Genomic DNA, 26,569 nt, shown 5'->3' with positions numbered 1-26,569 from the left:
TATCGTCGGACCCATGGGGAAAAACCTTCAAAACGGCAGGCATCTCAGGCCGATCGACCTGGCGCGCGGGCACGGGCTGTCCACACAGGCGGTCAGGAACTACGAGGAGGCCGGCATCCTTCCGGCCGCCGGTCGCACACCCCGCGGCTACCGCACCTACACCCCACTGCACGTGCGGGCCCTGGGCGCGTTCCTCGCCCTGGTGCCCGGCCACGGTCATCCGACGGCGACGTCGATCATGCGGGCCGTGAACCAGGGCGTGGTCGATGAGGCGTTCCGCCTCATCGACGAGAGCCACGCCCAGCTGCTCGACGACCGGCGGACACTCCAGGCCGTGGAGAACGCCCTCCGGGACTTGGCGTCCACCACGGTGTCCGAACCCGACGCCGCGGTGTCCGGGCCCGGCGGCACGTTCATCGGGCCGCTGGCAGAGGCGCTCGGAATCCGGCCCGCGACGCTGCGCGCATGGGAGCGTGCCGGGCTGGTGCGCCCGCGCCGCGACCCGCTGACCGGGTACCGCGTCTACGACGTGGCCGACGTACGGGACGCCCGGCTGGCCCACCAGCTCAGGCGGGGCGGCTACTTGCTGGAGCAGATCGCCCCGCTGATCGCCCAGGTGCACGCGGCCGGCGGGCTGGAGCCGCTGGAGTCCGCACTGGGCGACTGGCACGGCCGGCTGTCCGCCCGCGGTCGGGCGATGCTGACCGGGGCCGCCGAGTTGGATGCGTATCTCCGCGAGCGCGGATGAGACTTCGCCCACCGCCCACCGCCCACCGCCCGCCGCCCGCCGCCCACCGTGCAACTGGCCTCACCGGATGACGTCGACATCGACGGTCGTGCCGACCGCGTCCCCCGTCGCTTCGAGCGCAGGGCTGAGCACTTCCTCGCCTTCGTCGGCATGGCCGCGGCCCTGCTCTCGTCTGCCACCGCCGACTCACCGGATGGAGCGGTCTCTCAGGTGGCGACGAACCGGCGCGGACCGCCGGAGGTGATGACCCGGCCGAACCGCATGGCCGGGAAGTGAGAGGCAACGACGAGGTCTTCGGTGTCGGCCACCTGGTCGGCGATGCGGTTGCGCACCGCTGAGGCGGCGGCCGGATCGACGTCCCAGATCACCTGCCAGTCCCGCTCGCCGAGCTGGACGACCGAGTGCACCACGTCCCCGAGCAGTAGGGCACGCTGCCCGCCTGAGGAAACGACGTAGATGGTCGAGCCCGGGGTGTGACCGGGGGCATGGCGGGCGTCGAGCCCCGGAGCGACGGTGAAGTCCGCGTCGAACAATTCCAACTGCGGTTCGAGCGGGCCGAGTTTGCCGACGGCCCGAGAGTCTGCGGCCGGGCCGGCGACGAAGTGCTCCCAGTCGGCGTGGTGGGCCCGGTAGGTGGCGTTGGGGAACACGATGGCGCCGTCGTGCGTGGCCCAGCCGACATGGTCGAAGTGCAGGTGTGTGAAGACCACGTCCGTGACGTCACGGGGTTCGATTCCGTGCGCGGAGAGCGAGGCGATCAGGCCTCCCCCGGAGTACTTGCCGTCGTCGAAGTCGCCGACCCCCGCATCCACCAGAACCGTCCGATCGCCCGTGCGCACGCAGAAGCCGCCCAACGGCAGTTGCAGTGTCCCGTCCGCGCCGAGGTGCTCGCTGTGGCAAGCCCACGGATCGTCCACGCCGGGGCGTGTCAGGATGTCCGCCGCCACCTCCGTGCCCATCCCGTCCACAACGGGAAGCACCTCGATGTCCCCGACTTTCATACGCGTACCCCCTCTTCGTTCGGCATGTGCGGGCCAACCTTCCGTGCCCCATCGGTATTCCCGCCGTTCGGATCCCGGCTCCGCCCGCCCGCAACTGTGCTCCGGCTGTGAGTTTCGCAAGGGATACTCGTGCGCAGATTGCCGTGGCGGAGAGGCGGTTCGGAACATGGAGGCGGTTCGGAACATGGGGGCGGTTCGGAACATGGAGGCGGTTCGGAACATGGAGGCGGTTCGGAACATGGAGGTGGTTCGGAACATGGGGGCGGTTCGGAACGTGGTGCCCAGGGCAATGGTGCGGGAGCAGTTGGCGGGCGCGGCGCGGGCCGCACTGGGTGGCGGGCGACGGCTGGAGGCGGTCGAGCGGGTTGCGGGCGGTAGCAAGAAGGGTGTGTACCGCCTGGTGATGGACGACGCGACGACGGCGATCGCCTACCTGTGGGACGACGCCGAGAACTACTGGCCAGCGGCCGAGGGCGACGACGACCTCGCCGACCCGTTCTCGCCCGGTCTCCGGCTCGACCTGTTCGAGGCCGCACACGCGCGGCTGGACGCACTCGGCGTCCGCGTCCCGGCGATCCGTCTCGTCGACCGCGACGGAGCCCATTGCCCCGGCGACCTCGCGATCGTCGAGGACCTCCCGGGCGAGAACCTGGAGGAACTGCTCGCGCGCGACCCGCGAGCGGCTGCCCCGGTCATGGCCCGGCTCGGGGAGGCGCTGGAGGCGATGCGGGGCCATCGGGCGTCCACGTACGGCAAGGTGGCCGTGGTCGACGGAGGGGGAACGTCGCGCGGGACGTCGTGCGAGGGGGTCGTTCTGGACCGTGCGCTGCGGGACCTCGCCGAGGCGGCGGTGCGTGATCCGCGGATCGCGAAAGCCCGCGACCGGCTGGAGGGGCGACTGCTGGGTCTGGCGGCGGCGGTGCGGCCGCGCGCGGAGTACGCGGTCGTGCATGGGGAACTGGGCCCCGACCATGTGGCGGTGGACACGGGCGGGAACCCCGTGGTGATCGACATCGAGGGCTTGATGTACTTCGACGTCGAGTGGGAGCACGTTTTCCTGCGGATCCGCCTGCACGGCGCCTATCGGCCGCTGGGAGTGGACGGACTGGACGAGGACCGGCTCGCGCTCTACATGCTGGCACAGCGGCTCTCGCTGACGGCCGGCCCACTGCGGCTGCTCGACGGGGACTTCCCCGACCGGGCGTTCATGGCGGGCGTCGCCGAGTACAACCTGAAGAAGGCGCTGGAGCTGGTCCGCCCCTGAACGCCCCCGGCGTCGCCCCTTGTTCTCTGATGCCTGATCCTGAACGATGCCCCGAACGTGATCACTCGCTCGGCGATTCTGGGGACGTGAACACGGCGCCCGTCTGATTCTGTGCTCCGAGCAGATCTGTGCCCCGAGCGAAACTGCGCTCCGAGCAAAGAGGCACCCGACCCGCACCACGGCCGTGAGCGGACCAGTCTGCCGTTTTGCGCCGCCCGCGGGAGCTGCCGGCACGACCGCTGCCGACGCCGACCTGCGTCGGCGGTCCTTCCTGCGCAGATTCGACCTTGAGTGCGCCCTCCGCATGGCGAAACAGGTCCTCGGCCGGACTCGCCCGAAGTTCCACTCCTGGAGATGTCGCGCCGGTGGGGCCACTCGCTGGTCCAGATCACCACGGACATCCAGATCGCCACTGACATGGATACCCGCACGCGGGTCCCGGCGGTCGCGGCTCTGCCACCGACTGACCTCCACGGCCATCCCGCCCACCCCGGCGCCGATGGCAGACTGAGGTCCGTGACGGATCAGGTGCCGACCGGCGCTAGCGTAAGTGGCGACGGTGGCGGGGCCGGTGCTGGTCCGGTGCTGGTTCGGGGAGCGGAGTGAGGGGAAACGTGCAGGTCGGAGCGGTACAGTGAGGATTCTGCACACATCGGACTGGCACCTGGGGCGGTCGTTCCACCGGGTCTCCCTGCTCGAAGCCCAGGCCGCCTACCTGGATCACCTGGTGGCCACGGTGCGCGCGCACGAGGTGGACGTGGTCCTCGTCGCGGGTGACGTGTACGACAGGGCCGTTCCGCCGCTCTCCGCCGTCGAGCTCTTCGACGACGCGCTGCACCGGCTCGCCGCCGTCGGTGTCCCCACCGTGATGATCTCCGGAAACCACGACTCGGCACGCAGACTGGGCGTCGGTGCAGGTCTGATCGAGCGGGCCGGAATCCATCTGCGCACCGACCCCGCCCACTGCGCCACCCCTGTCGTCCTGCGCGACGGACACGGCGATGTGGCGTTCTACGGGCTGCCCTACCTGGAACCCGCCCTGGTGAAGGACGTCTTCAAGGCGGAGCGGGCCGGGCACGAGGCGGTGCTGGGCGCGGCCATGGACCGGATCCGCGCCGACCTCGCGAATCGCCCGGACACCACCCGGTCCGTGGTGCTCGCCCACGCCTTCGTCGCGGGCGGCGAGCCCAGCGACAGCGAGCGCGACATCACCGTCGGCGGGGTGGCCGCGGTCCCCGCCGGAGTCTTCGACGGCGTCGACTACGTGGCGCTCGGGCATCTGCACGGCTGCCAGACCGTCGCCGATCGGGTCCGCTACTCGGGCTCGCCGCTCGCGTACTCCTTCTCCGAGGCCGCCCACCGCAAGACGATGTGGCTGATCGACCTCGACGCCTCGGGCGCGATCCACGCCGAGCGGATCGACTGCCCGGTGCCCCGTCCGCTCGCCAGACTCCGCGGCCGCCTCGACAGCCTCGTCGACGACCCCGCGCTGGAGCGGCACCGGGAATCCTGGGTGGAGGCCACGCTCACCGACCCGGTGCGCCCGGTCGAGCCGATGGCCCGCCTCGTCGAGCGGTTCCCGCACACACTCCGTCTCGTGTTCGAACCCGACCGGGCCCCCGACGACCCGCTCGCGTCGTACGCACAGCGCCTCAAGGGACGCGATGACCAGCAGATCGCGGAGGACTTCGTGGCACATGTGCGGGGCGGGTCCCCGGCGGACGAACTGGAGCGCACGGTGCTGCGCGGCGCCTTCGACCACGTGCGGGTGGACGACGGTGCGCGTGAGGTGAACCGTTGAGACTCCACAGACTCGCCCTCACCGCCTTCGGACCGTTCGGCGCCACCCAGGAGATCGACTTCGACGCGCTCTCCTCGGCGGGGCTCTTCCTGCTGCACGGGCCGACCGGCGCGGGGAAGACCTCGGTCCTGGACGCCGTCTGCTACGGCCTGTACGGCGCGGTGCCCGGCGCCCGCCAGAGCCCCGGCACGTCGCTGCGCAGCGACCACGCCCCGGCTGCTCTCCCCACCGAGGTCAAGCTGGAACTGACCGTCGGCGGCCGACGGCTCGAAGTCACCCGGCGCCCCGCGCAGCCCCGCCCCAAGAAGAAGGGCAGCGGCTTCACGACGGAGAAGGCCCAGAGCTGGCTGCGGGAGTACGATCCCGACGACGGCTGGCGGCCGCTGAGCCGCTCGCACCAGGAGATCGGCGAGGAGATCACCCAGCTCATCGGCATGAGCCGGGACCAGTTCTGCCAGGTGGTCCTCCTGCCGCAGGGCGACTTCGCCCGCTTCCTGCGCGCGGATGCCGAGGCGCGCGGCAAACTGCTCGGCAGGCTCTTCGACACCCGCCGTTTCGCCGCCGTGGAGGAGCGCCTCGCCGAGCTGCGCCGTACCGCCGAAGCAGAGGTCAGGGCCGGGGACGAGCGCATCCTCGCGATCGCCCAGCGGATCGCCCAGGCCGCCGGGCCGGCCGCGCGCGAATCGCCGCTGCCGGACATCCAGCCCGGCGAACCGGGGCTCGCCGACGGCGTGCTGGAGTGGGCCGCGGTGGCCCGCAGCAGTGCCCGGGAACGGCTCGACATCGCCGCGTCCGTACTGTCCATGGCCGAAGGCAGGCAGTCGGCCGCCCGACGGGCCCTCGACGGCGAACGCGAACGTGCCGCGCTCCAGCAGCGGTACGAGGAGACGCAGCGCCGTGCCGCCGTACTCGAAGCCGGCCGCCCCGACCACGACCGGCACCGTGAACGGCTCGCGCGGGCCCGCAAGGCGGACCTCGTCGCTCCGGCACTGGAGCTGCGCGACGAGGCCGAGCGCGCATACCGCGCGGCCCGTGAGGCCCGTGACAGCGCCCGTGCGCTGCTGCCCGAAACCCTGGCCGATGCCGGTGCCGGACAACTGGCGGAACGGGAGCGAAGGCTCCGGCAGGAGCTGGGCGGTCTCGACGCGGCGAAGCGCGCGGAGCGGCGCAGTGCGCAGATCGACGCCGAGCGGGCCGGGCTGGAGCGTCAGGCCCGGGCCGACGACGAGCTGATCCACGAAGCGAAAAGCTGGCTGGCCGGGTGGGAAGCCACCCGGCACGAACTGCGGCTGCGCATCGAGGAGGCCCAGGAGGCCGCGACCCGCGCCGAACAGCTCGCCGGCCGACTGGAGCCGGCCTGCGCACGGCTGGAAGCGGCCCGCCGCCGCGACGCGCTCGCCCTCCGGGTGTCGGCCGCCGCCGAGCGGCTGGCCGCGGCCCGTGAACAGGCCTCGGGCGCCCGCGAGTCGTGGCTGGAGCTGCGCGAACGGCGGCTGCGCGACATCGCCGCCGAGCTGGCCGCCGAACTGGTCGAGGGCGAGGACTGCAAGGTGTGCGGCTCCGCCGACCACCCCAGGCCCGCCCGCGCGGGAGACGGGCATGTCGACCGGGCCACCGAGGAGCGCGCTCTCGACGCCTACCGGCGGGCCGAGGAGGCGCGCAACGAGGCGGACCGGGAGCTCGGGGTCGTACGCGAGAAACACCTGGCGGCCCGCGCCGCCGCACAGTCGGTGGTGCCGCAGCAGAGGGACGGCGCCGGTGTGGCTGTACCGGCCGTGTCCGGGCGCGCGGCCGGGGGCCTCGGTGCCGCGTCGGTCGTGCCGGCCTCTGCGGGTGGCGACGCCGGCGCCGGGCCGGCTGTGCCTGCACCGGTCGCCGGGGGTGCCGCGACCGAGCCGTCCGAGCCGGGTGCCGGGCCCGAGGCGATCGCCGCCGATGCGGCCCGCGCCGTGCGGTCCCGTCCCGGTTCCGTCGCCGAGCCCGCGGCCGATCCCACCGTCGCCGAGCTTGCCGCGCTCGCCGAGAGGCTGACGCGCGAGCACGCCGAGGCGCACCGGGCGGCTGCCGGTACGCACGCGGCGCGCGAGGCACTCGCGGCCTCCGAGCGGGAACAGGCCGAGCGCCTGGAGGGCCGGCAGCTGGCCGAGCGCCGGGCCGCGGCCCGTACCTCCCTGCGGGAAGGGCTGGACCGTGAACAAGCTGTGCTGGAAGCCGAGTTGGCGACCGCACGAGGAGAGTCCGCAAGCGTGGCCGGGCGCGCCGAGCTGCTGGAGCGCCGGGTCGGTCTGCTCGCCGCGGCCGCCGAGGCGGTGCGCGAGGAGGAGATGGCCGCACAGCGCCGCAAGGACGCCGACGGCCGACTCGCGGACGCCGCGTTCCGGGCCGGGTTCGATACTCCGCGGGCCGCGGCGGCGACCCTCCTCACCGACGCCGAACAGCGCGGTCTCCAGCGCCTGATCGACACCTGGCAGTCCGAGGCGGCCGCCGTCGCCGACCGTCTCGCCGAGACCGCGACCCGAGCCGCCGCCGACGGCCCGCCGGCCGCGGTGGACGCCGCGCAGGCCGCGTACGACACCGCCGAACGACTGCTGCGGGACGCCTCCGCGGCTCTTGCCGCCGCACGCGAGCGCTGCGCCGAGCTCGGCCGGCTGTCGCGCGGCGTCACGGACGAGGTACGCGGGCTCGGGCCGCTGCGCGAGGAGTACGACCGGGTGGCACGGCTGGCCGGGCTCACCGCGGGCACCTCCGCGGACAACGAACGCAAGATGCGGCTGGAGGCCTATGTGCTCGCCGCCCGGCTCGAACAGGTCGCCGCCGCGGCCACCGCACGGCTGCAGCGCATGTCGTCCGGCCGTTACACGCTGGTCCATTCCGACGCCCGCACCGGAGGCCGCAGAGCAGGTCTCGGCCTGCATGTCGTCGACGCCTGGACCGGCCGCGAACGCGATACGGCGACGCTCTCGGGCGGCGAGACGTTCTTCGCCTCGCTCGCCCTCGCGCTCGGCCTCGCCGATGTCGTCACGGACGAGGCCGGCGGCGTACGGCTGGACACCCTCTTCATCGACGAGGGCTTCGGCAGCCTGGACGACCAGACCCTCGACGAGGTGCTCGACGTGCTGGACTCGCTGCGCGAACGGGACCGCAGCGTCGGCATCGTCAGCCATGTAGCCGACCTGCGCCGCCGTATCCCGGTACAGCTGGAAGTGGTGAAGGAGCGGCACGGATCGGCGGTACGGCACCGCATCGCGGGCGCGGTCGGCGGCTGACGGTGCGCCCGGGGGAGCGGTGAGGAGCGGACGACGCTCGTGGTCACGGAGCCGAGAGTGCCGATCTTCCCCGAGACCGTCTCCAGGTGACTCATCGAGCGGACGGTCACCTTCAGTACGAAGCCGTCGTCACCGGTGACGGGACGGGCCTCGACGGTCTCAGGAGTCGGTCGAGCAGATCGTGGAACGGCTTGTAGGTGCCGCTCGGGTGGCGCAGCCGTACGAGAGCGGGAATAGGCAGCCCCGGCCGATGTCGCCGCCGCGCTCGCGGCCGACGGCGACTCCGGCTTCGTACTCCTCGACTCGCGTTCCGCCGGACCAGGGGGCCGGGGCCGTGTCCCCGGCGCGGTCCACCTGCCGACCGCCCACCTTCCCGAGCAGGCTCGGAGCCTTTTCGATCCGGCCGTCCCCGTGATCACGTACTGCTGGGGACCCGGCTGCAACGGCGGAGCGCGTGCCGGGCTCGCCCTCACCGAACTCGGCCATCAGGTAACGGAGTTGCTCGGCGGTTTCGAGTACTGGGTGTGTGAGGGTTTCGCGTGCGAGACCCGGAAGGGGCGCGACCGGCGCGACGCCGATCCGCTCACCGCACCGGTCGGCTCCGGCGACTGCGGCTGCTGACCGGCCGCGCCCGACGAGTGCCCCGCCCCCGGCCGCTCCCGCCGACGCGTTCCCCGGGGAGTGCCGAAGCAGGCGGGGAAGCGAGAGGAACGGAGCGGAGGCGGGGGACGGGTCAGAGCCTGGACAGTTCATCCACGAGGTCGTCGAGACCGAGCGGCCCCTGCGACAGCGCGGCCATGTGCCAGGCCTTGGCGTCGAACGCGTCGCCGTGCGCCCTGCGGGCGTTCTCCCGGCCGAGCAGCCAGGCGCGTTCGCCCAGCTTGTATCCGATCGCCTGCCCCGGCATCGAGAGATAGCGGGTGAGTTCGCTCTCCACGAAATCGGCCGGGCGGCCGCTGTGGTTGCCGAAGAACTCCTGGGCCAGGTCGGGGGTCCACCGCTCGCCGGGGTGGAACGGGGAGTCCGCCGGAATCTCCATCTCCGCGTGCATGCCGATGTCCACGATCACCCGGCAGGCCCGCATCATCTGCGCGTCCAGATAGCCGAGGCGGCGCTCGGCGTCCGGCAGGAAGCCCAGCTCGTCCATGAGCCGCTCCGCGTACAGCGCCCAGCCCTCGGCATTGGCGCTGACACCGCCGATCGACGCCTGGTAGCGGGAGAGGCTGTCGGCGACATGCGTCCACTGAGCGATCTGCAGATGGTGGCCGGGCACGCCCTCGTGGTACCAGGTGGAGACCAGGTCGTACACCGGGAAGCGGGTCTCGCCCATGGTGGGCAGCCAGGTGCGGCCGGGGCGGGAGAAGTCCTCGGACGGGCCCGTGTAGTACGGGGCGGCGGCGCCGCCGGGCGGGGCGATGTGGGACTCCACCTTCCGTACCCGTTCGGCGAGTTCGAAGTGGGTACCGTCGAGCGCCTCGATCGCCTCGTCCATCAGGCTCTGCAGCCAGGCCCGGACCTCGTCGACCCCTTCGATGTGCTTGCCGTGCACATCGAGATGGGCGAGCGCCTCCCAGGGACCGGCGCCGGGCAGGACCTTCTCGGCCTCGGTCCTCATCTCGGCGAGCAGCCGGTGGTACTCGGACCAGCCGTACGCGTACGCCTCGTCGAGGTCGAGATCTGTGCCGTTGAAGTAGCGTGACCAGCGCGCGTACCGCTCACGGCCGACCGTGTCCGGTGCGCCCTCGACCGCAGGGGCGTACACCTCGCGCATCCAGTCGCGCAGCGCCACGACCGACTCCGTGGCCCGGCGTGCGCCGTCGTCCAGCTCGGTACGCAAAGACGCCGGGCCGCCGGCCACGAAGTCCGGGAAGAAACCCGTCTCGCCGTCGCCGGCCCACTCGTCGAGCTGGCCGATGAAGGTCGCGGTGGCGCGCGGGCCGCCGTACAGCTTGCGCTCCAGGCCGAGCGCGAGTGACTTGCGGTAGCCCTCCAGTGCGGCGGGAACCGCGCGCAGCCGGTCCACGACCGCCGCCCAGTCCTCGTCGGTCTCGGTCGGCGTCACCGTGAACACCTCACGGATGCTGTGCGCCGGTGAGGAGAGGTTGGAGACCGTGCGCAGCCCTTCGTCGGCCTCGTGGACGGCGAGTTCCGCGGTGAGACGCTCGCGCAGAAGGCGGCCGCAACGGCGCTCGGCATCGCTGTCCGCGCCGGGCAGCCGTTCGGAGGCATCGAGCTTCGCCAGGGTGGTGCGGGCGAGTTCGGCGAGGGCTTCCTGCCCTGCCGGAGAGAAGTCGGGAAGGCGGCGCGAGCTCTCCGCGACACCCAGGTAGGTGCCCGAGATCGGGTCGAGCTCGATGAATGCGTCGACGTAGGCGTCGGCGACCTGGCGGGGCAGTGCGCTGCTGGGAATGTCTGACATGCGGACATCCTCGTACGGCGGAGGCCTCCGCGTCACCACCATGGGGTTTCCAGTGCCCCGCCGGACCTTCGGTCTCAGTGGTCCGCCCCGGCCGGTCCGGCGGTCGGCGGCAGCAGGGGGCCGCACTCCCACTGCTGGAATATCAGCCGGGTCTCGACCCGGGCCACTTCACGGCGCGAGGTGAATTCGTCCAGCACCAGGCGTTGCAGATCCGCGGTGCCGGTGACCGCGACATGGACCAGGTAGTCGTCGGGCCCGGTCAGATGGAAGAGCGCGCGGGATTCGGGGAGCGTCCTGATGCGTTCGACGAACGGGCCGATGAGCTCCCTGCGGTGCGGACGGACCTGTACGGAGAGCAGCGCCTCCAGGCCGCGACCGAGCTTTGCCGGGTCCAGACGCAGCTGCTGGCCGAGGATGACGCCGGAGCGGCGCAGCCTGGTCACCCGGTCCAGGCAGGTCGACGGTGCGACACCGACCTCGGCGGCCAGTTCGCGGTAGGTGGTCCGGGCATCGTTCTGCAGCAGTCGCAGAATGTGCAGGTCCACCGGGTCGAGAACGACTGAGTCGGCCATCCGCCGAACGTAGCACGGGAGATGGCCGCAACAACCTGGTGTTTGTTCAGAGTGCTGTCATGGACACCGAAGCCTTGATGGCGACCTCGACGACAACCCGGACCAGGGCACTGGCCACCGAAGCCGTGCACGCGGGCCGCGACGATCTCGCGGCGCTCGGCCTGCACGCGCCGCCGATCGATCTGTCCACCACGTACCCCTCGTACGACTCCAGGGGCGAGGCCGAGCGGATCGACACCTTCGCCGCCACCGGCGCCAAGCTCGACGGGCCTCCCGTCTACGCGCGTCTGGACAATCCGACGACGGCCCGCTTCGAGACCGCCCTCGCCCGGCTCGAAGGGGCGGAGAGCGCGGTGTCGTTCGCCAGCGGAATGGCGGCGCTCACCGCCGTCCTGCTGGTCCGGGCGAGCATGGGGCTGCGCCATGTGGTCGCCGTCCGTCCGCTCTACGGCTGCAGCGATCATCTTCTCGGCGCCGGTCTGCTCGGCACCGAGGTGACGTGGACCGACCCGGCGGGCATCGCGGAGGCGATCCGCCCGGACACGGGCCTGGTGATGGTGGAGACGCCCGCCAACCCGACGCTCGCCGAGGTCGACATCCGCGCGATCGCGCACTCCTGCGGTTCCGTGCCCCTGCTCGTCGACAACACGTTCGCCACACCCGTCCTCCAGCGTCCCCTTGAGCACGGCGCGCGGATCGTGCTGCACAGCGCCACCAAGTACCTCGGCGGGCATGGCGATGTGATGGGCGGAGTCGTCGCCTGCGACGAGGAGTTCGCGGCCGGCCTGCGGCAGGTGCGTTTCGCCACCGGCGGGGTGCTGCACCCGATGGCCGGATACCTGCTGCTGCGCGGGCTCGCCACGCTCCCGGTCCGGGTACGGGCGGCCTCCGCGAGCGCCGCCGAACTCTCCCGCAGACTGACGGCCGATCCGCGTATCGCCCGGGTCCACTACCCGAAGCTGGGCGGGGCGATGGTCTCGTTCGAGGTGTACGGGGATCCGCACCGGGTGATTTCGGCCGTACGCCTCATCACGCCCGCGGTCAGTCTCGGCAGTGTGGACACCCTGATCCAGCATCCGGCCTCCATCAGCCACCGCATTGTGGACGAGGGAGACCGGCAGGCGTCCGGCGTGGGGGACCGGCTGCTGCGGATGTCGGTCGGTCTGGAGGACGTCGAGGACCTGTGGGCCGATCTGTGCCAGGCGCTGAGCTCACAGGAGGCCGGCGACCGCACGGAAGCCGATCCGCACGGCGTCGTTCATCGGCAGGTCAGCGGCCGGCCTGCTCGTACGGCGGCAGTGAACGGACCGGCGTCGCATCCAGCCGGGCGGTGATGACCAGCGTGCCCTCCTCGATCTGGTAGTCCAGCGGCAGGGACAGCGCGCGCATGGCCGCGACCATGCCGGTGTTGGACGCCTGGGTGACGGCGTAGACGTTCTCACAGCCTGCCTCGATGGCGAGCGCCACCAGACGGCCGAGGAGTTCGGAGCCGATCCCGCGGCGCTGCCACTCGTCCTCGACGAGGAGGGCGACCTCCGTCTCGTCGCCGTCCCAGAGGAGGTGGCCGAGGGCGACCACCTGGCCGGAGGCCGTCTGCACCGCCAGAGTGCGGCCGAAGCGGGGACTCAGCAGGTGGTCCAGGTAACGGTCGGCGTCCTGGACCGGGCCGTGGTACCGCAGCCGCAACGTCTGCTCGGAGCAGCGGTCGTGCATGGCGCGGGCCGCTACGAGGTCGCTGCGGTCCGCGCGGCGCACGGTGATCTCGTTGCCCTCGGGGAGCGTGAGTACCTGCTCGCTGCGCGGGACGCGGGGGCCGAGCCGGGCGTCGAGTTCGACCAGGGCGCGGGCACGGGCGAACTCGGTCGGCGTGAACGGAAGGCAGGGCCGCTCGATGGTGAGGGCGCCCCCCGAGGGGTCGCGCAGCCGCATCACCGTCTCCTCCAGCACGCCTTCGACCGGGGTGGTCACACCGGTTGAGCGGCCGGTGATCGAGACGGCGGGCAGCGAGTGGATGGTGCAGCGGCCCAGCAACTGGCGCAGCGCGAGGGGGAGTTCGGCCGCGTCCAGGGCCGTGCGCGTGGCCAGGCCCAGGACGCGGGTCGGGGTGTCCACCAGGTCGTGCGCGTCGGCCCGTTCGATCCAGGTCGAGCCACCTCCCGCTGCGGAGACCGCCCGGCTCAGCTGCTGAGCCTGGAGCGGGGCGGGTGCACGCAACAGGAACTCGTCGACCGTGCCCTGCGCCAGCGGGTGCGTCTGCAGGGTCAGGATGTCGACCCGGTGCCGGGCGAGCGCACCGCACAGCGCGGCCAGACTGCCCGGGATGTCCCGGACGGTGGTACGCATCCGCCACAAGACCGTGTCCTCGGGGGACAGGGCCGGGCCCGCGGCGGTGGGCGCGGTCATGAGCGGGGGTGCGGCGGTGCGGCCGCTGCGGGTGTTGTCGAACGGGGCCGTGCTGTCGGTGCTGCCGGTATCGGAGACCGGGTCGGAGCCGGTCGGCGGCGGGGCGTGGCTGTGCCGCCGCGCCCACCAGGTGTGGAACGCGGCTGTCACGGCCAGCGCCACGGCCGAGGCGATCAGGAGATACGGTCCGTTCGGCTGGTGCCCGATCAGGTTGGCGATCGCGTCGGCCACCGCGACGGCGGTGAACAGCGCGGCCAGTTCGATCACGTCACGACGCCAGTGGTGGGAGCGGCGGGCAGTCTTGGCGGATGTCGCATCAGTCATGTCCTCACTGTGACCGAGTGGTGTTGCCTGATCGCGAACGCCCTGTGACTGATGGGTTAAGTATGGATCTAGCCCCCTATCGCCGGTTTTGGCGGATTATTGCCTTGATCGATTGCGGTGCGCAGGAGTACAGCAATCTCCTTCCGGTCCGGAGCCCAGGCGGCAGCAGGACGGCTCAGGGCCGGGCCGGGCCGGAAGCGCGGGCGCACGCTCCGGCCGGTTGCCACCCGGCCGGGCGGTGCCTGCCTTGCCCTGCCCGCCCGGCCCTGCCCGGCCCTGCCCGGTGGCAACCGTCGGTCCGGGAAGAGCCGCCGCGGGTCGCATCGCGATGCCCTCGGCCGTCACCGAGGCCCCGGAACCTGCTCCCAGGCCGTCTTCAGGCGCACCGCTTGACGGACCAGCTGCGAGGAGCCGCCCCGCGCGGCCGTTTCGGCGAGCCCGGGTATCGGCTCGGCACCCATCGGGCCACAGCGCTCCACGCACTCGGCGGCCACGGAGAGCAGGTCACTCAGCCCGCGAGGCCCCTTCTCGCGCGCCAGCAGCCCGGGCAGAACCCCCATCAGTACGTAGAGCACCGTCCGGTACGCGCCGGTGGCGGCAGCCGTACGGGCGGATTCCGCGAGCCGACTGGGCTTCACCAGGCTGTGTTCGAGAAGGACCGCCAACTCCTCGCCCAGCAACGCCGCGTCCAACCGATGCTGGGCCGCGAGTGCCAGCAGCGCGTCCACCGCCGACAGCCGGTCCTCCGGATACCGGGCTCCCATCGCATACGCCACGGCCAAGTGGGTGGCTTCGGCGGCCGGCCCGCCGAGTTCGACGAGCGCGGTCAGCGGCTCGGCCGTGCCCCGGACCTCATCGACCGCGCAGCTCGCGAGGTTCGACAGCAGCCATGCCGCCAGCGTCTCGCCGTCCTGGGGCAGCGTGGCGAGCCAGGGCCATGGGCTCTCGCCCCAGTGGTAGCAGGGTCGGCGCGGGACGTGCGGACGGCCCAGCCAGTGGAAGGAACGAGGAAACTCCTGCTCGACGAGGGGGCGTTCCCCGGTGGCCATCAGGACCCGCCGTGACCATGCGGTCGGTTGCGGCGCCCAGCCACCGGACGAGGACCGCTCCTCGTCCAGATCGAACCGGTATACGGGCGCGAGCGGCTCGTCGGTCCGCAGCCAGGCGGCCAGCCGGTCACCCTCCGGGGTGCCGAGCAGGTCGGCCGCCGCGGCTGCCTCGTGCTGACCGTCGCGGCGTACGCGCAGCAGGGCCTGGGCGAAGTCGGCTTCTCCGGGCCGGATCCCGAGCCGTTGGTACGTACGCAGCCGATCGACGAGCACGGCAGGGTCGAGCGAGCCGGTGTGCCAGGTCGGGATGGCCAACAGGAACGGCAGGCCGCCACTCAGCACGGCGTCGGCGGCCTCCCACAACCGGGCCCTCATCACCCCGGCGAGCGCGGCATGGACGCAGGTCCCGGTGCCGGTCCGGGCGGCGCGCCCCTCCCGCACGGCCTGGACCGGAATCCGCCCGAGCAGGACGGCCACGACGAGCTCGATGCCCGCGTCCGAGGCGAGCCGCCGCTCGACCCGGGACAGTTGGCCGTCGTCGAGCCACCACTGGCCCGCCAGTGCCTCACGCAGCGCTTCGGCCAACGCCGACCGGTCGGTGCGAGCATGGCGGACCAGCCCGTCCAACGCCCGCTCGAAGGCGTTGATCTCCTGCGGTGCGGACCTCGCCAGGACCACCACCTCCTCGACGAGCTCCGACAGCGTCTGAGGTGCCGGGTCCAGGCGCCGCGGCTCCTGGGCGGGCGGCAGCAGTTCCCCGTACGGCTCCACCGCCGACTGCTCGTCCAGGAGGTCGCCGAACACCTCGGCCGCCGCCGTACGGTGCACCGGACTCAACAGCGCCGCGGGCAGGGCAAGTTCCTCCCGCACCGGATCAACGGCGGCGGGCAGGTACCGGGCCACCAGCTTGAGCGCCCGCTCCTGAATGCCGATGTCCTCGTGCCCGAAGGCCTCCGCGACGGCGGGCAGCAGCTCGCCGGCCGTCGACGGCTCGCGGCGCAGAGCCCTGCCGATCAGCACGAGTTGCGCCCGGACCAGCTTCTTCTCCGTGCGGAACAGCACCGACCCCGAGACATCCGCCAGGGCCCGTGCGGTCAGCTCGCCGCGCTCGTCCAGCCGGCCGAGCACCTCCTGGGCGTGGCCGGCGACGGTGGAGATTCCGTCCGCGGCCATTCCCACCCAGTCGGCGACCCGATCGGCCTCCTCCTGCGCGGTCGGCGCGAGCCGGCGCAACACGGCCAGGAAGAACCGGAGGTCGGCGGGCTTCCCACCGCGCAGCAGCCGGGTCACACAACTGTCGAGGAGCACCGGCCGCTCCACCAGGCCCTCCGCCGCGAGGACGGCCAGCGCACTCGGCCAGTGATCGGGATCGTCCGGTTCACCGCACCAGGCCACGGACGACGGCAGCTCCGTCAGCTCGAAGAGCCGCGGCACCAGAACCCCCAGGTGCCGGTCGGTACGGAGGATGTCGATCAACGGTGCCGGATTCTTCCGCTGCCACTGGGACGTCTCCGCCCAGCCCCGCACGAAGCCCTCCGTGGTGGGTACGGGGCACTGAGCGATCTCCACCAGCCCGGAGACGACCTCGTAGGTGATCTCCGCCGTGGCGGGCCGGGCCGCCAGCCGGTGCGCGACGTCACCGAGCCAGGCGGGGGGACGGTCCGCCAGCGCTTCGAGGAGCAGCGGGTACGGAGACCGTGTCCAGCCCAGCAGATCCCGGCCGCCGATCCAGGTGGCACAGCCCGCGGCACCCGTGTGACAGCCCGCCCCGGCGATCAGCAGGGCCTTGCGGATCCTGTCCTGCTTGTGCCAGTGCCAGTCCCGTGCCTCCTTGCGGAGTGCCTTCAGATCCACCAGCGCCGACCGGCGCTGGGACTGATCCAGCCGGGCGAGCAGGGCGGGCACGTCCCGCTCGCGCCCCGCCCGTACGGCGGTGAGCAGCTCCGTCATCGCACACCCCCGGCGACCGGCGCGCCACGACGGACCATCCGGACGGCCAGAGCGTGTTTGCACGGGCCCCGGCGCCCGCGGTAGTCGACCCACCATTGGCAGGTGCAGCTCAGCGTTCCGTTCTTCTCCCGCACCTGGTAGCGACGCTCTCCCGAGGCTACGGTCACGGTGTCCCCGTCGAGTGCGACGGCACCCGAGCCGGCCAGCCGGCGTGCCGCGACCAGACGCGGATTGTGCCGCTCGGCCCGGTCGGCGTCGTACGGCAGCTCGCGGTGGAAGTAGGAGGCGTCCGCGAGGTCGTAGCCGACCCGGCCCGCCGTCCCCAGCCGGGTGAGGGCCGCTCGTACCCGCTCCACCGGCAGCCCCGACTGCTCGGCGAGACCGGCGGGTTCGATCCGCGGCTCCCACGCCAGCAGCACGGACACCAACTCGGCGTCGGCCGCGGCATCGTCGGTGGCCAGGGCTTCGAGCACCCCGCCCTCGCCGGAGAACCCGCGCGAGGCATCGGGCGACAGTGCCAGTGTGAGCCGCATGCCCGGCAGTACCACCTCCCAGGCGCTTGCGGTCGCCGCACCGTCGGCCACCGGCCCGTACACCCGCAGGGACGTCGCATGACGCAGCACCCGCTGCAGTGCCACAAGCCGCTCGGGCCCCGGCAGACACACCGCACCCGCCACCGGCCGTGTCGTCGGCCGCAGTGTCTTTCCGGTGGGGACCACCCACCGCGCGCCCCGCGAGGCGTTCCCCGACGAGCGGGGCAGCGAACGCAGGAACCGTACGGCCTCCGGGGCCGGCAGCTCGGCCCGCAGGTCGAATCCGGCGGACACCACCTGCGCCTCGGCGAAACCGCGGAGCCACCGGTCGGGCAAGGGCACCTTCTTCTCCACGACCGGGCCGTCCAGCGTGGTGACGGCCATCTCGTCCGGACCCACCCGCAGGTGCAGAGGATCGTCCCCCGCTATCCGCGAAAGTGCCTCCCGCAGCGGATTGTTGACATCCACATTTGTCGTGCCGTGACCCGTCTCCGTGCCGTCCAGGCCGTCCCGCAACACATCGAGACGCGCGTACACACCGCAGCATCCGGAGAACGACTCGAAACGCAACCGGTCTCCGTTGCCCGTCACCACCGGGTCGAGCGACGCGGGCAGGGTGCGCTGGTAGTAGCGCGCGGATGCCACGTCCGCCACGGCCAGCAGGCCGCGGGCGGCGATCCTCGGCGATGTGAGGAAACCGGAGAAGAACCGCGGATGGGGCTCGGTACCCCGGGGCGTGAGGCCGCCGGAAGTCTCCAGGCCGAGGAGCTGACCGGCCTGGGAGGCCTCCAGGGCGGACGGGCGTGAGTAGGCCAATGCCTGAACGGATCGGGTCATGCAAGAACCGTAGGACCCAGCACTGACAATCGGCCCCGGACCACCGCCCGGGGCCTCGGCACGGCCGGCCGGTTCACTGTCCTACGCACCCCGGCTGCAACACCTTGCTGAACAGCACCGAGCCGCCCTGCGCCCGCAGCCGCACGGTCAACTCGCCGCTGTGGCCGTCGATCTCGACCTCGCCGAAGAACTGCGGAGTCTCCATCGGCGACACGTTCGCGCGGTCGGGCGCCCGCACGAAGACCCGGTCGGGACCGAACGTCGCGTCAAGTGCGTTGGCCGGGAACTGACCGGCGGCCAGCGGTCCCGAGACGAACTCCCAGAACGGTGCGAAATCCTTGAACGCGGCACGTTCGGGCTCGTAGTGCTGTGCCGATGTGTAGTGCACATCGGCAGTCAGCCAGACGGTGCCGGTGATTCGCCGGTGCTTGATGTACCGGAGCAGCTCCGCGATCTGGAGCTCCCGGCCGAGCGGTGCTCCGGGATCGCCCTGTGCGACCGCCTCGAAGTCCGTCGCACCGTCCGTGACCACCAGTCCGAGCGGCATGTCCGCGGCAATCACCTTCCACACCGCGCGGGACCGCGACAGCTCGTGCTTGAGCCAGCCGAGCTGCTCGGCGCCCAGGATGCCGGTGGTGTCGTCGGGCTGCCGGCCCGGGGAGTTGGCGTTGCGGAAGGACCGCATGTCCAGGACGAACACATCGAGCAGCGGACCGTGCCGCACCACGCGGTGCATCCGGCCCTCGCCGGAGGAGGCATGCAGGGTGGACACCGGGAAGTACTCGCGGAACGCCCGCGTCGAACGGGCCGCCAGCACATCGATGTTCTTCTCGGTGTAGCGGGGGTCGTCGAGGATCTGCCCGGGATACCAGTTGTTGCGTACCTCGTGGTCGTCCCACTGAACGATCGAAGGCACCTGGGCGTTGAACCGCCGGACGTTCTCGTCGAGGAGGTTGTAGCGGAAGTTCCCGCGGTACTCGGCAAGGGTCTCGGCGACCTTCGACTTCTCCTTGGTGGTGATGTTGCGCCAGACACGTCCGTCGGGCAGGTTCACGCTCGGCTCGATCACCCCGTCCGCGTAGATGTTGTCGCCGCTGCAGAGAAAGAAGTCCGGGTCCAGACGGCGCATCTCCTCGTACACCGCGTAACCGCCGATGTCCGGGTTGATGCCCCAGCCCTGGCCCGCGATGTCGCCGGACCACAGGAAACGCACCCCGTCCCGGCGCCGTGCCGGCGCGGTCCGGAAGGTGCCGTACACCGGCTCGCCGGTGCGACGGGGGTCCGCGGGGTCGGCGAGTGCGACCCGGTAGTGCACCTGCTCACCCGGCGGCAGACCGTAGAGCGGTGTGGTCCCGGTGAAGTCCGTTCCGGGACCGACCAGCGGTCCGTGCCATGTGCGGGCCCGCCGGAAGGACTCCGTCGCCGATGTCTCCACGACCATCCGGGCCGGACGGTCCGAACGGACCCAGACCAGCGCCGACGACGCGGTGACATCGCCCACCTGCACGCCCCACGCGGCGCGCGGCCGGCCGGACAGGGCGAAGGCGGGGGCCGCGGCGCCCACCACGGGGAGCGTGAGTGCGGCCGATGCGGCGAGGGAGCCGCGCAGCACACCACGGCGATCGAGGGACGGAATACGCGGACGGTACGACATCGGGACGCCTCCGGGGCAGTGGGGCAGCGGACGAACGGCCGGCCGGCCGCTCCCCACCCTTGTGGCCGTCGACGGCGCGCACACCAACCTCAGGTGAACACCCGGCCCCGGCCCTCACCGATGTCCGGTGTCCGGCCCCTTCGCGTCCCGTTGAGCCGCCGCCAGCAACCGCACACCCTCCGCGATGTCCGAGGGAGACAGGTGCGCGTAGCCGAGCACCAGGCTCACCGTCCGGTCGGCGGAGGGCGCGGTTCCGAAGTCGCTCAGTGGCCGCAGAGCCATTCCGGCCTCGGCCGCGCGCGCCATGAACACCGGCTCGGGACCGTACCTTTCGGGCAGCCGGGCGATGATGTGCAGACCGGCGGCGATCCCGCTCACCTCGGTGCCGGGGAAGTGCTCCGCCAACGCCGCGGTCAGCGTGTCACGGCGCTCGCGATAGGCGCGCTGGCAGCGGCGCAGCTGCCGGTCGTAGCCGCCACGGACGATGAAATCGGCGAGGACCGCCTGATCGACGGCCGGATTGCCCAGATCCATCGTGCGTTTGCGAGCGATGATCTCGTCGGTCAGGGTCGCCGGTGCGAGCAGCCAGCCCAGCCGTAGTCCCGGGGCCAGCGACTTGCTCACCGAACCGGTGTATGCGACATGTTCGGGATCGAGGCCCTGCAGCGAGCCGACGGGCGCGCGGTCGTAGCGGAAGTCGCCGTCGTAGTCGTCCTCCACGATCAGCCCGTTTGTGGCGCGCGCCCAGTCCAGGAGCCTGCTGCGGCGGGCGGCGGTGTAGGCGATTCCGGTGGGGAACTGGTGCGCCGGAGTGGTCACGACGGCACGGACACCCGAGTGTCCGAGCAGCCCCACATCCAGACCCTGGCCGTCGAGCGGCAGCCCGACGGTGGCGATTCCGGCCGATGCGAACAGCGCGGCGTGCTCGGGGCTGCCGGGATCCTCGACGCCGACCGTCCGCATCCCCCGTCCGTGCAGAACGAACCCGAGCAGGGTCGTCGCCTGTGCCACGCCGGAGCACACCACCAGGCGCTCCGGATCGGCGACCACGCCCCGGCGTCTGGTCAGCAGGGCGGCCAGGGCTTCCCGAAGTTCCGGCAGCCCCCGTGGGTCGGGATAGCCGAGTGCGCTGTGCGGCAGCCGGCCGAGCACCGAACGGTACGTGGCGGTCCACGCGCTGCGGGGAAACAACGACAGATCGGGTGTACCGGGACGGAAGTCCACCCGTGCGCCCGGCGCGCGAGGAGCGAGATCGCGCGCCCCGGGGGCGGCGGCCCGAACCGCCCCGCTCACCCATGTGCCCGCACTCCGCCCGCTGCGCAGATACCCCTCGGCGGTGAGCTGTTCGTACGCCTCGGTGACCAGCCCCCGGGACACCCGCAGATCGGCGGCGAGCGCACGGCTGGACGGCAGCCTCGTGGCCGGAGCGAGACGGCCGGAGCGTACGGCCTCCCGCAGCGCCGACTGGAGGGCGCGACCGCGCCGACGCGCCGGAGCGGCGGCAGCCGGAAGCAGCAACTCCCAGGCAGCGGAATCGAATTCTCCGTTCTCCGCGCGGCCCGATGGCGGATTGGTCCCCGAAGACGTCATGAAAGTGGACCTTAAACCGGACCGCACGGCTGCCTAGCGTCGGCTCCATGAACGTCACTTCTCTGCGCGGGGCGCTCCTCGCGGCCTTCGCCTGCGTCCTCGTGGGCGCCTCCTTCACCGCCAACAGCGTCCTCGGCCACTATCCGTACGCGGGCGGGCAGGCGCTGCGCTACAGCCTGGCGGCGTTGTTGCTCCTGCCGCTCCTGGTCCGCGACGGACAGCCCCGCCCCACCACCAGGCTGCGCGCCCTCACCCGGCGCGAGTGGGGACGGCTCGCGCTGCTGGCCGCCGTCGGCATGGTCGGCTTCAATCTGGCCGTCCTCGGCGCGGAACGCTCCGCGGAACCCGCTGTTCCGGGAGTGTTCGTCGGCTGTGCCCCCATCCTCGTCGCCGTTCTCGTGCCACTGCTGGACGGCCGTCGCCCGGCGCCCGCGGTCCTGTGCGCGGCCGGTCTCGTCGCTGCCGGGGCCTTCACCGTCCAGGGGTGGGGCCGTACCGACCTGGCGGGCATCCTCTGCTCGGCCGGCGCGCTGGCGGGCGAGGTCGGCTTCGCCGTTCTCGCCGTACCGGTACTGCGCCCGCTGGGACCGAAGCTGTTGTCCGCCACGGTCTGCGGCATCGCCGCCGCGGAGTCCGTGCTGCTCGGTGTGCTGCTCGACGGCGGGGACGTACTGCGGACGCCGACACCCGGCGAGGCCATCGCACTGCTCTGGCAGGCGGCCGTGGTCACCGTCGTCGGTTTCGTCTGCTGGTACATGGGCATGCAGCGCATCGGCGCCGAACGCGCCACACTCTTCTCCGGCTTGATTCCGGTCTCCGCCGCACTCACCGCGCCGCTCGTCGGCACGGGTTCGTACGGAATCCCGCAGGCCGGCGGCAGCCTGCTGGTCGGACTGGGCGTGGCGCTCGGTTCCGGCGTCCTGCTCCGGCGAGGAGCGGAGCCGGGCGCCGGTTCAGCGGCTGGTGTCGAGAATGACGCGCGCCACGAGGGCGGGATCGTCGTTCATCGGAACATGACCGCAACCGGGCAGCCGCACCAACCGGGCCCCGGGAATGGCGTACTTGGCCCTGATTCCCTGACGGCGCAGCAACAGCCGGTCGCGGCTGCCCCAGGCGACGGTCACCGGCATCCCCGGCACATCGTCGGTGAACGCGACACTCCGCCCGACGGCAAGCGTCGGGTGGAAACCGGTCGCCTCGCGCAGGGCGACGGTCTCCGCGACGACGGCATCGGGTGAACGGCGGCCGGGCCGGGCGTAGATGGTGCTGGTCAGGGCCGCACGCCCGGCCGCGCTGCGCGCAAGCTGTTCGATCACCGGCATCGGCAACGACAGCGCACCCCGTCGCATCGCACGCAGTGTCCCGAACGCATAGCGACGCTCGCCCTCCGTCCAGAAACCGGCGGGCGACAGCGCCGTCACCGATCGCACGAGCTTCTCCCGGCCCAGCTCCAGCGCCAGCAGCCCGCCAAGGGAATTGCCCCCCACGTGCGGACGGTCCAGGCCGAGCTTCTCGCAGAACGCACCGAGCACCGGGACCACGCTCGCCAGGTCGTACGGAACCCCCTCGGGCAGGGCCGGGGAGCTACCGAAACCGGGAAGGTCCACGGCGACCACGTCCCGTTCCAGGGCCAGGACGGACAGCACCGGATCCCAGGCCTGGCGGTGGTGGCCGATGCCGTGGAGCAGGAGCAGCGGTTCGCCGCGGCCGGTCCGTTCATACGCCATGGACACGGTCCGGAGGCCTCGCGGTGAGTTGACGCTGAACGAGACCGTGGTTGCCATGGCGATACTCCCGGGGCGATCCGGCATGAACGGACCATGCCTGAAGGTGACTTAGACGTCTCGTCAATAACAATTACCGCTCGGTAGCTTGCAGTTCAAGAGGGCCGGGCGATTCGCGCTGGACAGGGTGCGGCGGGTCGGCTGGGATGAGGGGGTGGCAGCCGACACCGCGACCGACGTCTTCGAGGAGCACCGCCCCGTGCTCACCGGCGTGGCCTATCGCATGCTGGGCAGGATCGCCGACGCCGAGGACGTCGTGCAGGAGGCATGGCTGCGCTGGTCGTCGGCATCGCGTGAGGACGTGAGGGAGGCGCGCGCCTTTCTCGTGAGGATCACCACCCGTCTCGCCATCGACCGACTGCGGCAGGCGCAGTCGAGGCGCGAGGCGTACGTCGGGCCGTGGCTGCCGGAGCCCCTGGTCACCGACTTCGGGCCGACCGCGCCCGACACCGCCGATCAGGCCGTTCTCGTCGAATCGGTGTCGGTCGCCGTGCTTGTCGTCCTCGAATCGCTGTCCCCTCTGGAACGGGCCGTCTTCGTCCTGCGCGAGGCCTTCGGTTTCCCGTATGCGGAGATCGCCACCTCCCTGGACCGGTCCGAGGCTGCGGTGCGCCAGCTCGCGGGGCGCGCGCGGCGCCATGTCGAGGAGCGCAAACCGCGTTACGACGTCGATCCGGCCCACCGCCGTGATCTCACGGAACGGTTCCTCGCCGCGGCGGCGGGCGGCGACATCGACGAACTGCTGGCCCTCCTCGCACCCGATGTGCGGCTCATCGGTGACAGCGGTGGAAAGTCCAAGGCGCCGCTGAGGGTCATCGAAAGCGCCGGCAAGGTCGGCCGTTTCCTCTTGGCCGTCACCCACGATCGGGCCCCGGACCTCGACATCCGCTTCCTGGAGCTCAACGGCGGGCCGGGCCTGCTGGTGCTCTCGGACGGCCGGCCCGACTCCGTCTTTCAGTTGGACGTCAAAGACGGGCTCATTCAATGCGTATATATCGTGCGCAACCCGGACAAGCTCACCAGTTTATCCACAGGCTGACCGCGCCGCGGGCGTCTCGGCACGCTCTCCCGCGGCGCAGGCGCTTCCGGCCATCCCGGAACCCCCGCTCGAAGCCCCGCGGTCCGACCGGCGGTTTCCGGGCACCGCCGCGGGGCTTGTGCTGCGGGCGGCTCACGGCACCACGAACGTCCTGTGAACGCTCTGCGGCAGAGCCCCGTTTCGCTGTGTGACCAAGGAGGATTGGTCTTGACCAAGGGGGTGTCCCGTCCTATGGTCTCAACGTTAAGACAGGAACCTTTAATAAATAACGTCGCGGAAAAGCCGCTGGGCGATTGCGGAGGACAGGGTGGGGACCACGCAGCTGGAAACGGTGCAGGAGCCGAAGTACTGGCACCTCAAGACCGTGCTCAGTGAGGCACTCGACTCGGACTTTGCGGTGGGCGAGATCCTGCCCAACGAGCGCGAACTCGCCGCCCGGTTCGGAGTTGCCCGGGCGACGCTCCGGCAGGCTCTGGAACAGCTCGAACTCGAAGGCAGGCTGCAGCGCCGCCGTGGCGTCGGGACCACCGTCGCCCCGCCGCGCGTCGGGGTCGCCGTCTCCTCGGCACAGCGCGACTGGGCCGGCGGCGGTGCGGGCGAGGCATGGCAGCCCGTGGACTGCACGACAGCGGTCGCACCGGCGTCAGTGGCGGCCATGCTCGACGTGGAGAGCGACGAACCGGTGCACATCGTCCGCCGGATCCGGGTCACCCACGGACAGGCGGTCGCGGCAGAACTCCTGTACGTCCCGTCGTCGTCCGTGCCCGAACTCTCCGCGATCGACGCCCCGTCCGGCCCTGCCCGGGCCCGCGGTGTCCTGCGCGAACTGCACCGCCTCGGCCTCGACGGTCAGGACCGTTCGGTGGAGCTCGGCTCGGCGCGTGTGGACGACGCCAAGGAACTGGACCGGCTTCCCGGCGCTCCCGTTCTCGTCGTCACCACCCGCTACCTCGTGGCGGGAGGCACCGCTGCGCTCTCCGTCGCCACGTATCGGGCCGACACCTGCCGGCTCACCTTCGGTGACTCGGGTGACCTGGAGATAAGCCATCACGGCCAGGAGCGTCAGGCCTCCTGAGCACGACCGGTCCCATCCGCCCGAGACGTTCGCATACGGCCCGCCGCACTCAGCGGCGGGCCGTCACCGTTGCCTCCACGGCGAAGAGCTGCTCCTCGACATGGTCGAGGGCGAGCCGCAGGGCGCCCGTGGCCACCGCCGCCTCGCCGAGCAGCGACAGCGTGACCCGCGGCGGTCGAAGACAGTAGCGGGCCAGCTCACGGCGGAGCGGGTCCAGCACACCGTCCAGCCCCGCGGCCCAACCGCCGATCACCACCAGCTCCGGGTCCAGGGCCAGCACCAGCGCCGCGACATCGTGCACCAGACGCTGAATGAACCGCTCGACGGCAGCCTGGGCGCGGACATCGCCGTGCCGTGCCTCTGCGAACACGGCGGCGACCGCAGGCTCGTCCAACGGGTCCAACGGCGTGCCCGTCGTCGACAGAAGCTTCTCCGGTGTCGCCTCGCGACCGAGGAGATGGAGCGCGCCGATCTCTCCCGCCGCACCGCCGAAACCGCGGTGCAGCCTTCCGCCGATCAGCGAGCCGGCGCCTGGGCTCAGCCCGGCCAGCACGAACACGATGTCGTCCGTCTCGGTGGCCGCGCCCTTCCAGTGCTCCGCGACCGCCGCGGCATTGGCGTCGTTCTCCACGAGGACGGGGCAGCGGAAGGAGCGTCTCAGCCGCTCGCCCAGCGCCAGACCCGTCCAGTCCGGCAGTGCGGTGCCCAGCCGAACGGTCCCATCGGCCTCCACGATGCCCGGGCTGCCGACCCCGACCGCACGCAGACTGCTCCGGGCCACCCCGGTCCGCCGCAGAACATCGGCGACCACGGCCCTGACCTTGTCGAGCCGGTCGTCCGCGCAGGCCGCCTCCGACACCTCGCGTGAGCCCGCCCCGATGATCCGCCCGTCGAGTCCCGACAGCAGAGCGGAGATCCGATGCGGGCCGATCTCGATGCCGAGCAGATGCCCGGCCTCGGCGCGGAACCGGAACCGGCGCGCAGGCCGCCCTTGCCGTCGGGCCCCGGCGCCGTCGGGCACCGACTCGACGACCAGCCCGGCCTCGAAGAGCCCTTCCACGACGCCCTCGACGGTGGGCCGGGACAGACCCGTGATCCGGGTCAGGTCCGTGAGGGTGGGGGAGTCGGCGCCTCGGAGGGCGTGCAGGACCACTGCGGAATTGATCCGTCGCAGCAGCGACGGATCCCCACCGGTCAGCCGGCCCACGGTGTGTCCTTCCAGCTCGTGCGCATGTCAGGCGGATCGTACTCGCTGCTCGG

At 71.9% G+C, this 26,569-nt stretch carries 17 protein-coding genes and 3 pseudogenes; 9 read left to right on the top strand and 11 right to left on the bottom strand.

The window, feature by feature from the left end:
• Nucleotides 1-13: 13 nt before the first annotated feature.
• Nucleotides 14-748, top strand: coding sequence for a TioE family transcriptional regulator (locus ACIOMQ_RS37985; RefSeq protein WP_402192347.1), 735 nt, complete (start codon nucleotides 14-16; stop codon nucleotides 746-748).
• 206 nt (nucleotides 749-954) lie between these two features.
• Here ACIOMQ_RS37985 and ACIOMQ_RS37980 read toward each other — a convergent pair whose 3' ends face one another.
• Complete coding sequence (locus ACIOMQ_RS37980; protein ID WP_402192344.1) at nucleotides 955-1,749, bottom strand: MBL fold metallo-hydrolase; 795 nt, start codon at nucleotides 1,747-1,749, stop codon at nucleotides 955-957.
• Nucleotides 1,750-2,038: 289 nt separating this feature from the next.
• On the opposite strand from ACIOMQ_RS37980, the gene ACIOMQ_RS37975 reads away from it, so the two are divergent.
• The 3 genes from ACIOMQ_RS37975 to ACIOMQ_RS37965 all read left to right on the top strand — a co-directional run bounded on the left by ACIOMQ_RS37975 (nucleotide 2,039) and on the right by ACIOMQ_RS37965 (nucleotide 8,080).
• Complete coding sequence (locus tag ACIOMQ_RS37975) at nucleotides 2,039-3,013, top strand: phosphotransferase family protein (RefSeq protein WP_402192359.1); 975 nt, start codon at nucleotides 2,039-2,041, stop codon at nucleotides 3,011-3,013.
• 634 nt (nucleotides 3,014-3,647) lie between these two features.
• On the top strand, nucleotides 3,648-4,814 hold the full coding sequence (locus tag ACIOMQ_RS37970; RefSeq protein WP_362211122.1) for an exonuclease SbcCD subunit D: 1,167 nt from the start codon (nucleotides 3,648-3,650) through the stop codon (nucleotides 4,812-4,814).
• Nucleotides 4,811-8,080 (top strand): AAA family ATPase, encoded by a 3,270-nt coding sequence (locus tag ACIOMQ_RS37965; protein WP_402192342.1) that lies wholly within the window; start codon nucleotides 4,811-4,813, stop codon nucleotides 8,078-8,080. The genes ACIOMQ_RS37970 and ACIOMQ_RS37965 overlap by 4 nt, the downstream gene beginning before the upstream one ends.
• Here ACIOMQ_RS37965 and ACIOMQ_RS37960 read toward each other — a convergent pair.
• Nucleotides 7,971-8,330, bottom strand: a pseudogene (locus ACIOMQ_RS37960) (Lrp/AsnC ligand binding domain-containing protein); the annotation flags it as partial. The gene ACIOMQ_RS37965 and the pseudogene ACIOMQ_RS37960 overlap by 110 nt on opposite strands.
• On the opposite strand from ACIOMQ_RS37960, the pseudogene ACIOMQ_RS37955 reads away from it, so the two are divergent.
• Nucleotides 8,327-8,701 (top strand): annotated as a pseudogene (locus ACIOMQ_RS37955) (rhodanese-like domain-containing protein); the annotation flags it as partial. The pseudogenes ACIOMQ_RS37960 and ACIOMQ_RS37955 overlap by 4 nt on opposite strands.
• Nucleotides 8,702-8,813: 112 nt before the next feature.
• Here the strand turns inward: ACIOMQ_RS37955 and ACIOMQ_RS37950 are convergent.
• A complete protein-coding gene (locus ACIOMQ_RS37950; RefSeq protein WP_402192340.1) occupies nucleotides 8,814-10,499 on the bottom strand; it encodes a DUF885 domain-containing protein in 1,686 nt (561 codons plus the stop codon).
• Between the two features lie 74 nt (nucleotides 10,500-10,573).
• Nucleotides 10,574-11,071 carry an Lrp/AsnC family transcriptional regulator gene (locus ACIOMQ_RS37945; RefSeq protein ID WP_362211131.1) on the bottom strand — a complete coding sequence of 166 codons (498 nt, stop codon included), beginning with the start codon at nucleotides 11,069-11,071 and terminating at the stop codon, nucleotides 10,574-10,576.
• A 59-nt stretch (nucleotides 11,072-11,130) separates the two neighbouring features.
• On the opposite strand from ACIOMQ_RS37945, the gene ACIOMQ_RS37940 reads away from it, so the two are divergent.
• On the top strand, nucleotides 11,131-12,405 hold the full coding sequence (locus ACIOMQ_RS37940) for a trans-sulfuration enzyme family protein (protein ID WP_401758546.1): 1,275 nt from the start codon (nucleotides 11,131-11,133) through the stop codon (nucleotides 12,403-12,405).
• On the opposite strand, the gene ACIOMQ_RS37935 is transcribed toward ACIOMQ_RS37940, so the two are convergent.
• The 5 genes from ACIOMQ_RS37935 to ACIOMQ_RS37915 all read right to left on the bottom strand — a co-directional run bounded on the left by ACIOMQ_RS37935 (nucleotide 12,341) and on the right by ACIOMQ_RS37915 (nucleotide 21,411).
• The gene (locus ACIOMQ_RS37935) at nucleotides 12,341-13,798 is read right to left on the bottom strand and encodes a GNAT family N-acetyltransferase (RefSeq protein ID WP_402128980.1); all 1,458 of its coding nucleotides are present in this window, start codon (nucleotides 13,796-13,798) and stop codon (nucleotides 12,341-12,343) included. The genes ACIOMQ_RS37940 and ACIOMQ_RS37935 overlap by 65 nt on opposite strands.
• Before the next feature lie 341 nt (nucleotides 13,799-14,139).
• Nucleotides 14,140-16,797, bottom strand: a complete 2,658-nt coding sequence (locus tag ACIOMQ_RS37930) for a DUF6493 family protein (RefSeq protein WP_402192336.1) — start codon at nucleotides 16,795-16,797, stop codon at nucleotides 14,140-14,142.
• On the bottom strand, nucleotides 16,794-18,167 hold the full coding sequence (locus tag ACIOMQ_RS37925; RefSeq protein WP_402192334.1) for an SWIM zinc finger family protein: 1,374 nt from the start codon (nucleotides 18,165-18,167) through the stop codon (nucleotides 16,794-16,796). Before ACIOMQ_RS37925 ends, ACIOMQ_RS37930 begins: the two co-directional genes overlap by 4 nt.
• A 73-nt stretch (nucleotides 18,168-18,240) precedes the next feature.
• Nucleotides 18,241-19,821, bottom strand: a complete 1,581-nt coding sequence (locus ACIOMQ_RS37920) for an alkaline phosphatase D family protein (protein WP_362211146.1) — start codon at nucleotides 19,819-19,821, stop codon at nucleotides 18,241-18,243.
• Nucleotides 19,822-19,935: 114 nt separating this feature from the next.
• Nucleotides 19,936-21,411 (bottom strand): PLP-dependent aminotransferase family protein, encoded by a 1,476-nt coding sequence (locus ACIOMQ_RS37915; RefSeq protein WP_402192332.1) that lies wholly within the window; start codon nucleotides 21,409-21,411, stop codon nucleotides 19,936-19,938.
• Nucleotides 21,412-21,458: 47 nt separating this feature from the next.
• Here ACIOMQ_RS37915 and ACIOMQ_RS37910 point away from each other — a divergent pair.
• Nucleotides 21,459-22,307 (top strand): annotated as a pseudogene (locus ACIOMQ_RS37910) (DMT family transporter); the annotation flags it as partial.
• Between the two features lie 57 nt (nucleotides 22,308-22,364).
• Here the strand turns inward: ACIOMQ_RS37910 and ACIOMQ_RS37905 are convergent.
• The gene (locus tag ACIOMQ_RS37905; RefSeq protein ID WP_362211152.1) at nucleotides 22,365-23,195 is read right to left on the bottom strand and encodes an alpha/beta fold hydrolase; all 831 of its coding nucleotides are present in this window, start codon (nucleotides 23,193-23,195) and stop codon (nucleotides 22,365-22,367) included.
• 154 nt (nucleotides 23,196-23,349) lie between these two features.
• Here ACIOMQ_RS37905 and ACIOMQ_RS37900 point away from each other — a divergent pair, with 154 nt between their 5' ends.
• Together ACIOMQ_RS37900 and ACIOMQ_RS37895 are read left to right on the top strand one after the other, a co-directional pair.
• Nucleotides 23,350-24,234 (top strand): RNA polymerase sigma-70 factor, encoded by an 885-nt coding sequence (locus tag ACIOMQ_RS37900; RefSeq protein ID WP_402192330.1) that lies wholly within the window; start codon nucleotides 23,350-23,352, stop codon nucleotides 24,232-24,234.
• 307 nt (nucleotides 24,235-24,541) lie between these two features.
• Complete coding sequence (locus ACIOMQ_RS37895; RefSeq protein WP_362211157.1) at nucleotides 24,542-25,309, top strand: GntR family transcriptional regulator; 768 nt, start codon at nucleotides 24,542-24,544, stop codon at nucleotides 25,307-25,309.
• 49 nt (nucleotides 25,310-25,358) lie between these two features.
• On the opposite strand, the gene ACIOMQ_RS37890 is transcribed toward ACIOMQ_RS37895, so the two are convergent.
• Nucleotides 25,359-26,516 carry an ROK family transcriptional regulator gene (locus ACIOMQ_RS37890; RefSeq protein WP_362211160.1) on the bottom strand — a complete coding sequence of 386 codons (1,158 nt, stop codon included), beginning with the start codon at nucleotides 26,514-26,516 and terminating at the stop codon, nucleotides 25,359-25,361.
• Nucleotides 26,517-26,569 lie beyond the last annotated feature (53 nt).

The organism is Streptomyces sp. NPDC087845 (genome assembly GCF_044742755.1).
Taxonomy (GTDB): Bacteria; Actinomycetota; Actinomycetes; order Streptomycetales; family Streptomycetaceae; genus Streptomyces.
Note: the sequence above shows the minus strand (reverse complement) of the source record. Positions and strands in the feature narration are given on the sequence as shown.

Excerpts from the sequence above, each read along its gene's own strand:
- ACIOMQ_RS37935 (WP_402128980.1), bottom strand. The coding sequence starts at position 13,798 with ATGACTGATGCGACATCCGCCAAGACTGCCCGCCGCTCCCACCACTGG.
- ACIOMQ_RS37940 (WP_401758546.1), top strand. The coding sequence starts at position 11,131 with ATGGACACCGAAGCCTTGATGGCGACCTCGACGACAACCCGGACCAGG.
- ACIOMQ_RS37920 (WP_362211146.1), bottom strand. The coding sequence starts at position 19,821 with ATGTCGTACCGTCCGCGTATTCCGTCCCTCGATCGCCGTGGTGTGCTG.
- ACIOMQ_RS37930 (WP_402192336.1), bottom strand. The coding sequence starts at position 16,797 with ATGACGGAGCTGCTCACCGCCGTACGGGCGGGGCGCGAGCGGGACGTG.
- ACIOMQ_RS37945 (WP_362211131.1), bottom strand. The coding sequence starts at position 11,071 with ATGGCCGACTCAGTCGTTCTCGACCCGGTGGACCTGCACATTCTGCGA.
- ACIOMQ_RS37980 (WP_402192344.1), bottom strand. The coding sequence starts at position 1,749 with ATGAAAGTCGGGGACATCGAGGTGCTTCCCGTTGTGGACGGGATGGGC.
- ACIOMQ_RS37985 (WP_402192347.1), top strand. The coding sequence starts at position 14 with ATGGGGAAAAACCTTCAAAACGGCAGGCATCTCAGGCCGATCGACCTG.
- ACIOMQ_RS37975 (WP_402192359.1), top strand. The coding sequence starts at position 2,039 with ATGGTGCGGGAGCAGTTGGCGGGCGCGGCGCGGGCCGCACTGGGTGGC.
- ACIOMQ_RS37950 (WP_402192340.1), bottom strand. The coding sequence starts at position 10,499 with ATGTCAGACATTCCCAGCAGCGCACTGCCCCGCCAGGTCGCCGACGCC.
- ACIOMQ_RS37915 (WP_402192332.1), bottom strand. The coding sequence starts at position 21,411 with ATGACGTCTTCGGGGACCAATCCGCCATCGGGCCGCGCGGAGAACGGA.
- ACIOMQ_RS37925 (WP_402192334.1), bottom strand. The coding sequence starts at position 18,167 with ATGACCCGATCCGTTCAGGCATTGGCCTACTCACGCCCGTCCGCCCTG.
- ACIOMQ_RS37905 (WP_362211152.1), bottom strand. The coding sequence starts at position 23,195 with ATGGCAACCACGGTCTCGTTCAGCGTCAACTCACCGCGAGGCCTCCGG.